Genomic DNA, 13,033 nt, shown 5'->3' with positions numbered 1-13,033 from the left:
AGGCCACCTTCGCCTTGAAGGCCGGGCTGTGGTTCCGGCGTGTTCGCTTCGTCATCTGATCTCCTGTTCGGCAGCCATGCTGGCCGCCTTCAGGCAGAAACTCCACTTACCAGCCTGTGCAGATTTGCCGAGCCACCTCTGCCTTGGGCGCCCCATTAATTCAGCGCCTCTGGCGGCACGATCGGCAGTGGTAGGGAAGCGACGGCGACACCTTCGTCCATCAGCGCCTTGGCTTCCGCAAGGGTGGCTTGGCCGTGGATCGTTGCATGCGCCTCGTCGCCCGCGTGCATCGCGCGCGCCCGACCCGCGAAAGCATTGCCGACCCAAATCGATCCTTCGAGCAGCTTGGCTTGCGCCTTTGCGATAGCCTGGATCGCGGCCTTGGAACCGGCGCCCGCGCCACCCCGGTTACCTTTGGGCGCCACGTTGGGCGCCATCGCCGCCTTGGTGATCGCGGTGTCGTCACACAACGGGCAACGAATGTGACCAGCAGCGGCCTGCTCGTCGAAGGCGGTACCCGAGGCAAACCATGCTTCGAAGACATGCGCGCACGCGCATTTGAGATCGAAGACGATCACCGCTCCACCGGCGGGATGGCGCGACGATGCGCCAGCACCGGGATGCGCGCCCGCACGTCTGTCGTTCGCGCGTCGTCGATCTCGAAGAAGTCGAGACCCGGAACGGTGCCCATGTCCAGTATCACGTCGCCCCAGGGATCGACGACGATGGAATGGCCATAAGTCGTCCGGCCATCGGCATGGCAGCCGGTCTGTGCCGCCGCGATGACCCAGGCGGCGGACTCAATCGCGCGTGCGCGCAGCAGCACCTCCCAATGGGCCACACCGGTTGGCTGCGTGAAGGCCGCCGGAATTGCCAGCACGCGGGCGCCGGCGTCACTGAGTGCGGCATATAGCGCCGCAAAGCGCAGGTCATAACAGATCGACAGCCCGAGAGCGCCCACCGGTGTCGCAACAACCCGCGCACAGTCGCCGGCCGCATAAGCCGCGGATTCTCGCCAGGTCTCACCGCTGGGCAGATCGACATCGAACAGATGCAGCTTGTCATAGCGCGCGACGATCGTGCCGGTCGCGTCGATTACGAACGCCCGATTGGCCAGCCTCCCGTCCGCACGCCGAACCGCAAGCGAGCCGAGGTGGACCCACAATCCCGCCGCGCGGGCGGCCGAGCGAACCTCGGCCAGCACCGGGTCGGCGTATTCCGGTGCGATTGCCCGCGCCGCCCGTTCCCGATCCCGGTCGATCAGGTTCGACATTTCTGGGGTGAACAGCATTGTCGCACCATCGGCGGCGGCGGCCTGAACTGCTGCGGTGAGAATATCGGCATTGGCGGCGGGGTCGACGCCGCCGGTCATCTGGAGGATTGCTGCCCTCACGCGCCCAGGAGGGGGTCGAGCTTGCCCGCGCGATCGAGCGCGGCGAGATCGTCGGAGCCGCCGACATGGCGGCCGTCGATGAACACTTGCGGCACGGTGCTGCGCCCGCTCGCGCGCTGGATCATCTCCGCGCGTTTCGGCCCGCCCATCGTGATGTCGAACTCCTCGGCCGCGACACCCTTGGATGCCAGCAGCGCCTTGGCGCGGGTGCAATAGGGACAGAACGCCTTGGTGTAGATTTCAACTTTCGCCATTGCCCTGAGTTGTGATCTGATGTGGCGCTTGTCAATCGTCGCCCGCGATCACCCGTGCCCAGCATAATACCGACACTGCCCTTGCCCCCGCCCCCAGCAAGGCGCGGGCGCAGGCGTCCGCAGTCGCACCGCTGGTGTAAATATCGTCCACAAGCACGATCGCGGCCCCACTGACGTCGCGTTGGACCGCGAAGGCGCGCGCAACCGCCGCCCTGCGCTCCCGCGCGCTCAAGCCGCGCAGCACGGGGGTACGACGCTTTCGCACGAGCACATCGACCGCCACCGGCACGCCGCCAATCCGCCCAACAGCCGAAGCGATCAGCGCAGCCTGATTGTAGCTGCGCCGCCATAGTCGCCAGCGGTGGAGCGGCACCGGCACCAGTCGATCGGTGCCGGGCGGGAGCAGCCGCGCCATCGGTCGGGCCATCGTCTCCGCCAGCCCCGCCCTGCCGCCGTATTTCAACCCGAGTGCGAGCGTGCGCGCGACATCGCCGTAAGCCACAGCCGCACGCACACCGCCGTGCGGCGGCGGCGTCGCCATGCACGGCGCGCATATGGCACCGTCGCCGCGATCATAGGCGAAGGGGGCACAGCAACGTGCGCACCACGGTGGACCCAAAAACCGCAGCCGATCCCAGCATCCGCTGCAAAACCGGTGATCCTCGGCCACCGGCACGCCACACGCCGGGCATCGCGGCGGCAGCGCGAGCCGCGTAATGGTGCGCAGCGGCGCGCGGACGGGGGCGAGCAGATCCACTCGCTCTTGTCGTGTGCAAGGGCCGCCGTCACAAGCCCCTTCTCACTCGCCCCCTTGTCGCGTCCATTCCGCACGCCCACACAGGCAACGTGCCACCAGATATCTTCGACCGCGGCGCCCGCCGCCGCCGCCGCGACCGCGCCGCGCCCGACTATGCCGCCCACGATTTCGTGCGTACCGCGATGCTCGACGGTATCGCCGATCGACTGGCGACGGTAACGCGATCGTTCGAAGCGATCCTGGATCTCGGCTGCTTCGACGGCTCTTTCCCTGCGCCGCCAGGCGCACGGGTCGCGCGGTGCGATTCCGGCTTCGCCTTTGCGCGCGGCAGCGGCGGCGTACAGGCGGACGAAGACTGCCTTCCCTTCGCCGATGGCGCGTTCGATTGCGTAGTCAGTGCCGGCGTTCTGGACCAGGTCAACGATCTACCAGGCGCGCTGACACTGGCCCGACGCGCGCTTCGCCCCGATGGTCTTTTCCTAGCCGCGTTCGTGGGGGGCGGATCGCTCCCCGCGTTGCGCGCCACGTTGCGTGCCGCCGAGCCGGAGCCGCCCGCGGCCCGGCTGCATCCCCAGATCGACGTGCGCTCGGCCGGAGACCTGCTGGTGCGCGCCGGTTTCGCCCTCCCCGTGGCCGATGTCGAGACCCTCGACGTCGGCTATGGCGATCTAGGGCGCCTGCTGAGCGATCTGCGCGGCATGGCGGCGACCAATGTCCTGCGCAACCGCGCTCCGCTCGCCTCGGCCACCCTTGCCGCCGCGGCGAGGGCCTTTGCCGCCCGCGCCGATGTGGCGGGGCGGGTGCGCGAGCGGTTCGACATTGTCTTCCTGACCGGCTGGGCGCCGGACGCCTCGCAGCCCCTGCCCGCAAGACGTGGCAGCGCGACCACATCGCTGGCAGACGCACTCCGGTCGAGGCCATCGGCGGACTGAAGAACGGTACGATTTCCGTTCCAATCGGCTGTGCAGGCGGTAGAAAACGCAACGATGATTGCTCAAAGGAAAAATGAGCAGGTGCGACGTCGCGGTTGGACGAGCGCCAGGCTGGCCGGCTGCGCGTTCGCTGTCGTCTATACTTCAGGGGCAGCGCACGGGCAGACCTTCCAGACCCTGCAGCAGATGTCGCTCGATCAACTTGCCGCCGTCGATGTGGAAGTGTGATCCGTCACGAAGACGCCGCAGGCGCTGGGCGATGCGCCCGCCGCCATCTATGTGATCGGCCGTGATGCGATTCAGCGTTCGGGCGCCACGTCGATCCCCGAAGCGCTCCGCCTGGCGCCCAATCTGGTCGTGGCAAGGCAGAGTTCGAGCCAATATGTCGTCAGCGCACGGGGGCAGAGCGGCAATCCGGCCGCACAGCACTTCGCGAACAAGCTGCTCGTGCTCATCGACGGGCGCAGCGTGTACACACCGCTATTCTCGGGCGTCTACTGGGACATGCAGGACGTCGTTCTGGCCGACATCGGCCGGATCGAGGTCATCAGCGGACCGGGCGCGACCCTATGCGGTCAACGGTGTGGTCAACATCATCACCCGCAATGCCGCGGACACGCAGGGCGTGCTGGCGGAGGCCCATGCCGGATCGTTCGAACGCGTCGCGGGACTGCGCTATGGCGCCACCGCGGGCGATACGCTCAGCTACCCGATTTATGCCCGCGGTATCAAGGGCGACCGAACGCGCACCAACGCCGCAGCTTGGGATCAGGACGAGCGCTGGCGCGTGCAGGGCGGCTTTCGCGTGGACTGGACCCCGGCCGAACTCGACCGGCTGACCCTTCAGGGAGACGCCTACCAGGGATCGCGCGGGCAGATCCGCGCCGACGAGCGCATCATCGGCCGCAACCTGCTGGCGCGCTGGAATCGCGGCGGGAGCGGATCGCACTTCCAGGTGCAGGGCTATTGCGATCGCACCACGAGGGTAACGCTCGACGGCGGCGGTCGCTTCGATCTCGATACCTACGACCTCGATCTCCAGCACGGCTTCACGCTGGCAGCAGCCACAGGATCGTAGTGGGCGGCGGCACGCGGGTAAGCCACTATGACATCGCGGCGCAGGCGGGCTGGATTTCGTGCCGCCGAGCCGAACCCTATGGCTCGCCAACGCCTTCGCGCAGGATACAATCGCGCTCACCACATCGCTCGATCTGGTGCTCGGGATCAAGCTGGAGGACAATCCGTTCGCCGGCGTGACGCCCCTGCCCAACGTCCGTCTGGCGTGGAAGCCTTTGCCCGACCTTCTGCTCTGGGGCGCGGTGTCGCGTGCGATCCGATCGTCGACCCCGTTCGAGAACGACGTTGTCGAGACGCTGGGGAACGTGCTGTTCCTCCAGGGTTCGCCCGCCTTCCGATCGGAGAAGCTGACCGCGTTTGAGGGCGGTACGCGGTTCCAGCCAGACCCGGACTTTGCCGTGTCGGTCTCGGCGTTCTACAACGCCTATGACGATCTGCGCAGCATTGAGCCTGCGCCGGGCGGATTCATCCCGCTGCGCTGGGGCAACGGCCTGCAAGGGTATAGCTACGGCATCGACAGCTGGGCCGATTGGCAGGTTCGGCCGTGGTGGAAGCTGTCGGCATCCTTTTCCTTTCTGCGCGGACGCTTCGAATTTCAAAAGGGCGCGAGCGGCTTTGCCGGCCTGTCGCAGCTCGGGAGCGACCCCAGGCACCGGGCGACGATGGGTTCTGCAATGGACTTGGGCAACGGCGTGACGCTCGACGGCATGGTGCGCCATGTCGGCCCCTCCTCGGCTCGACGCCTATCTGGAACTCGACGCGCGTCTGGGATGGACTGTGAGCGACCGGCTGATGCTGTCGATCGTGGGCGCGAACCTGCTCCACAAGCCGCATCGGGAATATCCGGGATCGACGGGCAACCTTATCCCGCGACAGGTGACGGCGGCGCTGCAATGGCGGCTTTGATCCGCATGGCCGGCGGGATCGCGCTGATGTGCCTGGCGACCGCCACGGCCCAGGGCGCGGGCGCCAACCTGGAATATGCCGTAAAGGGCAATTTCCTCTACAAGTTCGCGCCGTTCGTCAGCTGGCCGCCGCAGGCGTTCGCCGCCAGCACGCCGCTCCGCATCTGCGTCGCGGGCGCGGACCCCTTCGGCGGCACGCTCGACGCTGCGGTGCGCGGCCAGCGGGTCGGCGGCAGGACGATCGTCGTCACCCGCATCCGCGGCGCGGACGGCCTCGGCAATTGTCACATCCTGTATCTGGGCGCATCGCCATCCCCGACGGCGGAGATGCTGCGCTCTGTCGCGGGGCAGCCAGTGCTGACCGTCACGGACGAGCGCCAGAAAGTGTCGGCGGGATGATCCACTTCGTCTTGCGGCAAGGCCGCGTGCGTTTCACCATCGACCGCGCCGCCGCTGCCGCTAGTGGATTGGACGTCAGTTCCAAGCTGCTCGGCCTTGCGATCGCTACCAATGGGTGATCGGCGCCTTCGCCCCGGCGACCAGCCGATGGACGGGTTGTTCGCGGTCGCGCCGTGGGCGCCGATCCTCCTGCGCTGGCGCTTCTCGCGGTCAGCCTCGTGCTGGGCATCCAGAACGAGCAGGGACGCCGCGCCGAGCGCATCCGCACCATCACCGTGCAGTCAGAGATTCTGGCGCGCAGTGTCGCCGCGCCTTTGGCGTTCGACGATGCGGCGACGATCAACGACTATCTCGCCGCCCTGAAGGCCAATGACACGATCCGGGCCGCGGGGGTTTATGGAACGGACGGCGCGCTCGCCGCCGGCTTCACCCGCAGCGGTCCGCTGCCGCAGACGGTTTCATCAGGCGCGCCGGGATCGAGCGTGGCGACGATCTCTTCGTCACCACCGCGGTGCGGCAGAACGACACGCGGCTGGGCGCGGTCTATCTGCGCGTCTCGTCGGAAAGCTGGGGGCGGCGGGGCACAAGGTATGTCGGGATCGCTCTTATCGTCATCATGGCGTCGCTATTGGTCGCCGTGTCGGGCACTGCCTATGCTTCCGTCAGCCGCGCCCATGTCCGGCTGCGTGACGAGAGCGCGTAGCGAGAACAGGCCGAGGAGGCGCTGCGCCAGGCGCAGAAGATGGAGGCGATGGGGCAGTTGACGGGAGGCGTCGCCCACGACTTCAACAATCTGCTGATGGTCGCGTCAAGCGGCCTCGACCTGCTCGACCGCACCAGCGATCCCGCGCGGCGCGAGCGGATGAAGCTGGGCATTCGCCAGGCGATCGACCGCGGCCCCAAGCTGACCAGCAGTTGCTGACCTTCGCACGCAAATCGCCGTTGAAGCCGACTCGAGGTCGCGGTGCTCAACATCGCGCTCAACGCGATGCCGGACGGCGGCGCCATCCGAATCGCAGCCGAGCCGGTGACGGAGACGGTGCCGCGCTGATCCGGATGTCGATCACCGACAGCGGCACCGGCATCTCGGCCGACAATCTGCAAAAGGTTTTCGAACCGTTCTTCACGACCAAGGGCGTGGGCAAGGGCACGGGCCTGGGCCTGGGCCAGGTGTATGGGTTCGCGCGCTCATCGGGCGGTGATGTGCGGGTGGAAAGCGAACTCGGACGCGGCACCACCATGTCGCTCGTGCTACCGTGTTCCGACAAGCCGCTGCCCGGCAGCGTCGCACCGGCGGCGGCGATGAGCCTGTCCGCGGGCACCCATCGCCTGCTGCTGGTGGAGGACGATGACAGCGTCGCCGAACTGGTCGGCGAGATGCTGGGCGAGCTTGGCTATGCGTTCGCGCGGGTCGCGAGCGCCGAAGCCGCGCTGGACCTGCTGGCGCGCGACCATCGGTTCGATCTGGTATTCAGCGACATGGTCATGCCCGGCACAATGGGCGGCTTGGATCTGGCGCGTGCGATTGCGAAAGCCTGGCCGGCGTTGAAGATTGTTCTGACCACCGGCTACAGCGAAGCCGCGGCCGGTGCTCTGGCCGATGGCCATCATCTATTGACCAAGCCCTATCCGATCGAGGCGCTGGCTTCCAAACTGGCCGGGTTGCTCGACGATCCGAAGTAGAGGCCGTCGAACCGTCCAAGACTTCGCCCAGCACAATCCGCGACTTCAGAGTCCGTGCGAACGCGAACTCAGACGTCGAGGTTCGCGACGTTCAGGGCATTGTCCTGGATGAACTCGCGACGTGGCTCGACGACCTCGCCCATCAGCCGGCTGAAAACCTCGTCTGCGGCGCTGACGTCGTCACTCGTGACGCGCAACATCGTCCGCACCTGAGGATCGAGCGTGGTTTCCCAAAGCTGCTCGGCGTTCATCTCGCCCAGCCCCTTGTAGCGCTGGATGGCAAGGCCCTTGCGCCCGGCGGCGAGAATCGCCTCCAACAGCTGGCTGGGGCGCGAGACGCGCGATTGGCCGCGCGCGATCGTCGTCACGTTGCCGTCTTCGTCGGTGGCGAGATCATCCTCGGGCGCCGCGACCTGCGCCAGGCCCTTCATCGGCACCAGTTTGGCCTCGGTCGCGAAGCTCTCGGCCTGCTCCGCGGTCAACGCGTGGAGTTTGCGCGCCTCGGCCGACGCCAGGAAGCCGGCCTCGACGATGTGGTGATCGGTCACGCCGCGCCACAGCCGCTCGAAATGAACGCCGCCCTCCTCGGTCAGCCGCGCCGACCAGCGTGCCTCGACGTCGCCATCGTCCAACCGGCCCACCACACCGCGCACTGCCGCTTCCCGCGCCGCCCGATCGAGTGCGGGATCGAGCGCCCCGCCCAGCGCCAGCGCCTCGATTATCATCGCGTCGTAGCGCCGCGGCACGTAGCGCATCAGCGTGCGCATCCGCCGCGCATGATCGACCACGTCCTTGAGATCGGGGCCGAAACGCGGACCGCCGGCGGTCTCCAGCATCATCGCCGCGACGCCGGCATCGACCAGATAATCGTCGAGCGCGGCATCGTCCTTCAGATACACTTCCGACCGGTGCTTCGTCGCCTTGTACAGCGGCGGCTGCGCGATGAAGAGGTGCCCCGCGGCGATGATCTCGGGCATCTGGCGGTAGAAGAAGGTCAGCAGCAGCGTGCGGATATGCGCGCCGTCAACGTCAGCGTCGGTCATGATGACGATCTTGTGATAGCGCAGCTTGGCGAGGCTGAACTCCTCACGCCCGATGCCGGTCCCCATCGCCTGGATCAGCGAGATGATCTCCTTGGACGACAGCATCCGGTCGTGGCGCGCGCGCTCGACGTTGAGGATCTTGCCGCGGATCGGCAGGATCGCCTGATATTCGCTGTCGCGCCCCGATTTGGCGGAGCCGCCGGCGGAATCACCCTCGACAATGAACAATTCGGCCTTGGACGCGTCCTTCTCGCGGCAGTCGTGGAGCTTCCCGGGTAAGCCGCCGATGTCCATCACGCCCTTGCGCCGGGTCAGTTCGCGCGCCTTCTTGGCGGCCTCGCGCGCCGCCGCCGCGTCTATCACCTTGCCGATGATGCTGCGTGCGTGGCCTGGATTTTCCTCCAGCCACTGCGCCAGCTTGTCCGCCATCAGCGATTCCAGCGGCTGGCGGACCTCGGACGAAACCAGCTTGTCCTTCGTCTGCGAACTGAACTTCGGGTCGGGCAGCTTGACCGAGACGATCGCGGTCAGCCCTTCGCGCATGTCGTCGCCGGTCAGCGTGACCTTTTCCTTCTTCAACATCCCCGATTTGTCGGCATAATTGTTCAGCGTGCGCGTCAGCGCGGCGCGGAACGCGGCCAGATGCGTGCCGCCGTCGCGCTGGGGTATGTTGTTCGTGAAGGCGAGGACGTTCTCGTAATAACTGTCGTTCCACTCCAGCGCGACGTCGATGGTCACGTCGTCGCGGGTGCCGCTGATCGCCACCGGCTCGGGCATCAGCGGGGTCTTGGCGCGATCGAGATATTTCACGAACGCCGCGATGCCGCCTTCGTAATAGAGTTCGACCGTCTTGGGTTCGTCGTGCCGTGCATCGGTCAGGAACAGGCGCACGCCCGAATTCAAGAACGCCAGTTCGCGATAGCGGTGTTCCAGCTTGTCGAAATCGAATTCGACGATCTTGAAGGTGGCGGGCGAAGGCAGGAAGGTGACGCGCGTCCCCTTCTTGCCAACGGCATCACCGACCCGCTTGAGCGGCGCGACCGCATCGCCGAACGCGAAGCGCATGCAATTCTCTTCGCCATCGCGCCAGATCGTCAGGTCGAGCCATTCGCTCAGCGCATTGACCACCGACACGCCGACGCCGTGCAACCCGCCCGACACCTTGTAGGCATTGTCGTCCGACGTATTCTCGAACTTTCCGCCCGCGTGCAACTGGGTCATGATGACCTCGGCCGCCGACACGCCTTCCTCGGGGTGGATACCGGTCGGGATGCCGCGGCCGTTGTCGGTGACGCTGACCGATCCGTCCGCGTTCAACTGGATGTCGATCCGGTCGCAATGCCCGGCCAGCGCTTCGTCGATCGCATTGTCCGACACCTCGAACACCATATGGTGCAGGCCCGAACCGTCGTCGGTATCGCCGATATACATCCCCGGCCGCTTGCGCACCGCGTCCAGGCCCTTAAGCACCTTGATCGAGGAGGCGCCGTAATCGTTCTTGTTAGGGTTTTCGGCGGAGTCTTGGCTGGAGCTTTGGGGCGTGTCGTTCATGCCGAGCTTATAGGGATGGGAGCGCCGGAACGGAAGCGAAATGGCCGCCTGACGGGTTGGAGGTCATTGCCCGCTCGCGAACATCACTTGTTCGGCAGGTCGAACCCGAGAAAGTCTGCAAAGGTCACGGACCCGCTGCCAGACACGAACGCAGCGGCGCTGGGATAAAGGAGGGGATTACCGATGTTCAGCGTGGCGTGCCAGTCGAACACATAGGTCTTCCCATCTGCCATCTTAATGCTGGTTGCGGTGTGATGCGTTCCAAGATGGAGGCGGTCGATCGTATCGGCGCGGTCGATACGGCGCAGCGCCGCGCGACAAAGAGAGTCGGTGCCGATCGCCTTCATGGTGGCATCGGCGATACCCGTGCAGACCATGTTCGCGGTATCCACCTCGGTGGGATCGCGATTGGTGAGCACGTAACCCCAATTGCGCAGACTTCCCGAGATACCCAGACCGGCGGGAACGGCAGATAGGAACGAATTGATCCGCCGTTGGCATTCCGGATCGCGTTTGACGGCCCGCACGATCTCGCGGGCCTCATCCAGAGTAAGCATTGCGTCCTCCTGTCGCCGGATCGGAAATACGCCTACTGAAACTCCGTCATGCCTATGCGGCCTGGCTGCCGGTTGATACGTCAATGTGGTCGGTGGTCGCCACCCGCAATTACGTACCTGGTTCCCTCCCCCGCCTCGGCAAACAGCGCCTCCTCCGTGCCGGTCATCCACACCTGCCCGCGCCCGCGCAGCCGCGCGAACAACCCGGCACGGCGTAGCGGATCAAGGTGCGCCGCTACCTCGTCGAGCAGCAGCACGGGTGCGCGGCCCACGCGTTCGGCGACCAGATCGGCATGCGCCAGGACGATGCCGAGCAGCAGCGCCTTCTGCTCGCCCGTCGAAGCAAGCGCCGCGGGCTGCGCCTTGTCGACATGAGCGACCGCCAGATCGGCGCGGTGCGGCCCGATCAGCGTCCGCCCGGCCGCGGCATCGCGCGCGCGACCGCGGCGGAGCGCATCCGCCAAGTCGCCGGGCAAGATGTCACCCGCCAACGCCAAGGTCGCTCGCGGGAACACCCCCGCGGGTTGCTTCGCCAACACGTCGGCCAGCAGCGCGACCGTCTCCCGCCGCGCGCTGTCGATCGCCGCGCCGTGTTCGGCCATCCGTGTCTCCAACGCCGAGAGCCAATCGCCATCGGGCGCCGCGTCGGCCAGCAACCGGTTGCGCGCGCGCATCGCCGCTTCATAGCGCGCGGCATGGACCGCGTGGGTCGTGAACAGCGCCAGCACCAACCGATCGAGGAACCGCCGGCGCTCACCTGCGCCCTCGACGAACAACCGGTCCATCGCGGGCGTGAGCCACAGGATCGTCACCCGCTCCGCCAGCCCAGCGGCATTGGCGCTGGCGCCGTTGATCCTGACGATGCGTCGCTCGGGCGCCGACACCTGCGCACCCGTCGCCAGCGCGGTGTCGTCGGCCAGCGTCGCGGCCACCCCGAACCCTCCCGGCCCGTCGATCCGCGCCATCGCGGAGAGCGCCGCACGCCGTAGCCCGCGACCCGGCGCGAGCAGCGACACCGCCTCGAGCACATTGGTCTTGCCCGCGCCGTTCTCCCCGGTCAGCACGACGAACCCGTCGCCTGGCGCCAGCGTCAGATCGGCGTGATTGCGGAAATCAGTCAGGACCAGGCGGGTGAGCATCGCCCGCCTGTTTAGCGAAGCCAGCGGTTTAGGCGAGCGCGCGTGCTTGCCCAGCATCCTTCTGCGCACTGGCATAGGAGGCAAGCTGCGCACCCAGCACCGCCTGCGCCTTGCGATAGGCAAGCGGCTCGGGAATCCGCAGCCGCGTGCGCGCCGCCTCCAGCGGTTCGTGCATCAGCGCTTCGTAATCCTCACCCATCAGCCACGCCGCCTTGCGGCCGTTGCGATAGCCTTCCCACACCGCGCGCGCGAACAGCGTACCGCCGGTAACCCGTATGCTCTTGAGTGCTGCCCCCGCGCCGATGAAAGCCCAGCCGAGTCCGCCGGTCTGCGCGTAGCTGAACGCGACCAGCGCCGCCTCGCCCATCGTTTCATCCGCCTTGTAGCCGGTGAGCACATGCCAGATGTCGTGACAGTCGCGCGTACGCCGACCGAACCAGGCATAAGGGTGTTCGATCAGCGGCGCACCGTCGAGATTGGAAATCCCGGCCAGACCCGCCGCGGTATAGCCCGTCTCATCCAGGAAGGCGCGATACGCCGCACCGACCGTGCCTGGCGCGAAACTGGCGATGAAGGCGGGATCGGAAAACGTTCGGCAAGTTCCACCCGCCGATATGCCAGCCTTGGACCCTCGGGCGTTGCCATCAGCTGCGCGAACTGGCGCGGCACCTGATTGCCGTTGAGCGATCGCATTATCACGAACACCTGCGCGGTATCGTCGCCATTAGCCAGAAGCGTCCGCAGCGCCCGTGCGGCGGCGCGCCAGTCGCGGCGAGGAACCTGATAGGTCGGAGTGGTCATGGCACCTTTCCTTACTGACAACACTGTCAATAGCAGCGAGTCGCAGGTTCGGCAATCGGACGGTGGCGTCTTCAACACGGCTTCGACGTGCAACGGGAGCGTGGCGACATTGGATCAGCCGTTCTTGCCGATCGCCGCCTTCATCAAGGACTGCTGCTTGCGATAGAGATTGGTCATCGCGGTGAAATCCGCCTGGATCTTGCTCATCTTCAACAATTGATCTTCCAGCGTCACGTTGTTGCCGTCGGGCTTCGTCTCGCTCACGTCGTGGTCCAGAACAATGGGGCCGCCCCGCGGGCCGCGCGCGCCCAACGCCTTCATGCTGCCGGTGATCTCGACATGCGGCCGAGCGACCTTGCCCGCGCCCGCGCTGCCATGCTGGCCCAGCAACGCCCCGAAATCCGGCGCTTCGACATCGCGCGCCTTGTATCCCGGCGTTTCGCTGTTCGCGATATTCTGCGCAATTACACGCTGACGGTCCGCCAGATGCTTCATCTCGCGCGTGATGCCCGCGACCAAGGTCGATACGCCATCTGCCATCG

At 66.6% G+C, this 13,033-nt stretch carries 16 protein-coding genes and 4 pseudogenes; 9 read left to right on the top strand and 11 right to left on the bottom strand.

Annotated features, from left to right (window positions below; all coding sequences use genetic code 11):
- Positions 1–155: 155 nt before the first annotated feature.
- The 5 genes and pseudogenes from VF643_RS03255 to VF643_RS03235 form a co-directional block, all read right to left on the bottom strand.
- Positions 156–578: a DUF1178 family protein gene (locus VF643_RS03255; protein ID WP_331041932.1), complete on the bottom strand. Its 423-nt coding sequence runs from the start codon at positions 576–578 to the stop codon at positions 156–158.
- Positions 575–1,393, bottom strand: coding sequence for a carbon-nitrogen hydrolase family protein (locus VF643_RS03250; protein ID WP_331041931.1), 819 nt, complete (start codon positions 1,391–1,393; stop codon positions 575–577). Before VF643_RS03250 ends, VF643_RS03255 begins: the two co-directional genes overlap by 4 nt.
- Positions 1,390–1,647, bottom strand: coding sequence for a glutaredoxin 3 (gene grxC / locus VF643_RS03245; protein WP_331041930.1), 258 nt, complete (start codon positions 1,645–1,647; stop codon positions 1,390–1,392). Before grxC ends, VF643_RS03250 begins: the two co-directional genes overlap by 4 nt.
- A 31-nt stretch (positions 1,648–1,678) precedes the next feature.
- Positions 1,679–2,188, bottom strand: coding sequence for a ComF family protein (locus VF643_RS03240; RefSeq protein WP_331041936.1), 510 nt, complete (start codon positions 2,186–2,188; stop codon positions 1,679–1,681).
- Positions 2,189–2,197: 9 nt separating this feature from the next.
- A pseudogene (locus VF643_RS03235) lies at positions 2,198–2,404 on the bottom strand (double zinc ribbon domain-containing protein); the annotation flags it as partial.
- Positions 2,405–2,493: 89 nt separating this feature from the next.
- Between VF643_RS03235 and VF643_RS03230 the strand changes: the two are divergent.
- The 9 genes and pseudogenes from VF643_RS03230 (at position 2,494) to VF643_RS03190 (ending at position 7,400) form a co-directional block, all read left to right on the top strand.
- The gene (locus tag VF643_RS03230) at positions 2,494–3,336 is read left to right on the top strand and encodes a methyltransferase domain-containing protein (protein WP_331041929.1); all 843 of its coding nucleotides are present in this window, start codon (positions 2,494–2,496) and stop codon (positions 3,334–3,336) included.
- A gap of 30 nt (positions 3,337–3,366) precedes the next feature.
- A complete protein-coding gene (locus tag VF643_RS03225) occupies positions 3,367–3,564 on the top strand; it encodes a hypothetical protein (RefSeq protein ID WP_331041928.1) in 198 nt (65 codons plus the stop codon).
- A 24-nt stretch (positions 3,565–3,588) separates the two neighbouring features.
- Positions 3,589–3,903: pseudogene (locus tag VF643_RS16090) on the top strand (TonB-dependent receptor plug domain-containing protein); the annotation flags it as partial.
- Between the two features lie 16 nt (positions 3,904–3,919).
- A complete protein-coding gene (locus VF643_RS03220; protein ID WP_331041927.1) occupies positions 3,920–4,414 on the top strand; it encodes a hypothetical protein in 495 nt (164 codons plus the stop codon).
- Positions 4,415–4,472: 58 nt separating this feature from the next.
- Positions 4,473–5,836, top strand: a pseudogene (locus tag VF643_RS03215) (TonB-dependent receptor domain-containing protein).
- A 54-nt stretch (positions 5,837–5,890) separates the two neighbouring features.
- Positions 5,891–6,106 (top strand): annotated as a pseudogene (locus VF643_RS03205) (CHASE sensor domain-containing protein); the annotation flags it as partial.
- 122 nt (positions 6,107–6,228) lie between these two features.
- Positions 6,229–6,420, top strand: coding sequence for a hypothetical protein (locus VF643_RS03200; RefSeq protein WP_331041935.1), 192 nt, complete (start codon positions 6,229–6,231; stop codon positions 6,418–6,420).
- 48 nt (positions 6,421–6,468) lie between these two features.
- Complete coding sequence (locus tag VF643_RS03195; RefSeq protein ID WP_331041924.1) at positions 6,469–6,639, top strand: hypothetical protein; 171 nt, start codon at positions 6,469–6,471, stop codon at positions 6,637–6,639.
- 134 nt (positions 6,640–6,773) lie between these two features.
- The gene (locus VF643_RS03190) at positions 6,774–7,400 is read left to right on the top strand and encodes a response regulator (protein ID WP_331041923.1); all 627 of its coding nucleotides are present in this window, start codon (positions 6,774–6,776) and stop codon (positions 7,398–7,400) included.
- A 68-nt stretch (positions 7,401–7,468) separates the two neighbouring features.
- Here the strand turns inward: VF643_RS03190 and gyrB are convergent, their stop codons facing one another.
- The 6 genes from gyrB to VF643_RS03160 form a co-directional block, all read right to left on the bottom strand.
- The gene (gene gyrB / locus VF643_RS03185) at positions 7,469–9,994 is read right to left on the bottom strand and encodes a DNA topoisomerase (ATP-hydrolyzing) subunit B (RefSeq protein WP_331041922.1); all 2,526 of its coding nucleotides are present in this window, start codon (positions 9,992–9,994) and stop codon (positions 7,469–7,471) included.
- A gap of 83 nt (positions 9,995–10,077) precedes the next feature.
- A complete protein-coding gene (locus VF643_RS03180) occupies positions 10,078–10,551 on the bottom strand; it encodes a hypothetical protein (RefSeq protein WP_331041921.1) in 474 nt (157 codons plus the stop codon).
- Between the two features lie 80 nt (positions 10,552–10,631).
- A complete protein-coding gene (gene recF / locus VF643_RS03175; RefSeq protein WP_331041920.1) occupies positions 10,632–11,690 on the bottom strand; it encodes a DNA replication/repair protein RecF in 1,059 nt (352 codons plus the stop codon).
- A 28-nt stretch (positions 11,691–11,718) separates the two neighbouring features.
- Positions 11,719–12,213 (bottom strand): Coq4 family protein, encoded by a 495-nt coding sequence (locus VF643_RS03170; protein WP_331041934.1) that lies wholly within the window; start codon positions 12,211–12,213, stop codon positions 11,719–11,721.
- A complete protein-coding gene (locus VF643_RS03165; RefSeq protein ID WP_331041919.1) occupies positions 12,147–12,491 on the bottom strand; it encodes a hypothetical protein in 345 nt (114 codons plus the stop codon). The genes VF643_RS03170 and VF643_RS03165 overlap by 67 nt, the downstream gene beginning before the upstream one ends.
- Positions 12,492–12,605: 114 nt before the next feature.
- Positions 12,606–13,031, bottom strand: coding sequence for a flagellar basal body protein (locus tag VF643_RS03160; protein ID WP_331041918.1), 426 nt, complete (start codon positions 13,029–13,031; stop codon positions 12,606–12,608).
- Between the last annotated feature and the right edge of the window lie 2 nt (positions 13,032–13,033).

Source organism: Sphingomonas sp., from assembly GCF_036387595.1.
In the GTDB taxonomy this organism is placed as follows: domain Bacteria; phylum Pseudomonadota; class Alphaproteobacteria; order Sphingomonadales; family Sphingomonadaceae; genus Sphingomonas.
This window is presented reverse-complemented; position numbering and strand designations above follow the sequence as displayed.

Excerpts from the sequence above, each read along its gene's own strand:
- grxC (WP_331041930.1), bottom strand. The coding sequence starts at position 1,647 with ATGGCGAAAGTTGAAATCTACACCAAGGCGTTCTGTCCCTATTGCACC.
- VF643_RS03240 (WP_331041936.1), bottom strand. The coding sequence starts at position 2,188 with ATGGCGACGCCGCCGCCGCACGGCGGTGTGCGTGCGGCTGTGGCTTAC.
- VF643_RS03195 (WP_331041924.1), top strand. The coding sequence starts at position 6,469 with ATGGGGCAGTTGACGGGAGGCGTCGCCCACGACTTCAACAATCTGCTG.
- VF643_RS03190 (WP_331041923.1), top strand. The coding sequence starts at position 6,774 with ATGTCGATCACCGACAGCGGCACCGGCATCTCGGCCGACAATCTGCAA.
- gyrB (WP_331041922.1), bottom strand. The coding sequence starts at position 9,994 with ATGAACGACACGCCCCAAAGCTCCAGCCAAGACTCCGCCGAAAACCCT.
- VF643_RS03180 (WP_331041921.1), bottom strand. The coding sequence starts at position 10,551 with ATGCTTACTCTGGATGAGGCCCGCGAGATCGTGCGGGCCGTCAAACGC.
- recF (WP_331041920.1), bottom strand. The coding sequence starts at position 11,690 with ATGCTCACCCGCCTGGTCCTGACTGATTTCCGCAATCACGCCGATCTG.
- VF643_RS03165 (WP_331041919.1), bottom strand. The coding sequence starts at position 12,491 with ATGACCACTCCGACCTATCAGGTTCCTCGCCGCGACTGGCGCGCCGCC.
- VF643_RS03160 (WP_331041918.1), bottom strand. The coding sequence starts at position 13,031 with ATGGCAGATGGCGTATCGACCTTGGTCGCGGGCATCACGCGCGAGATG.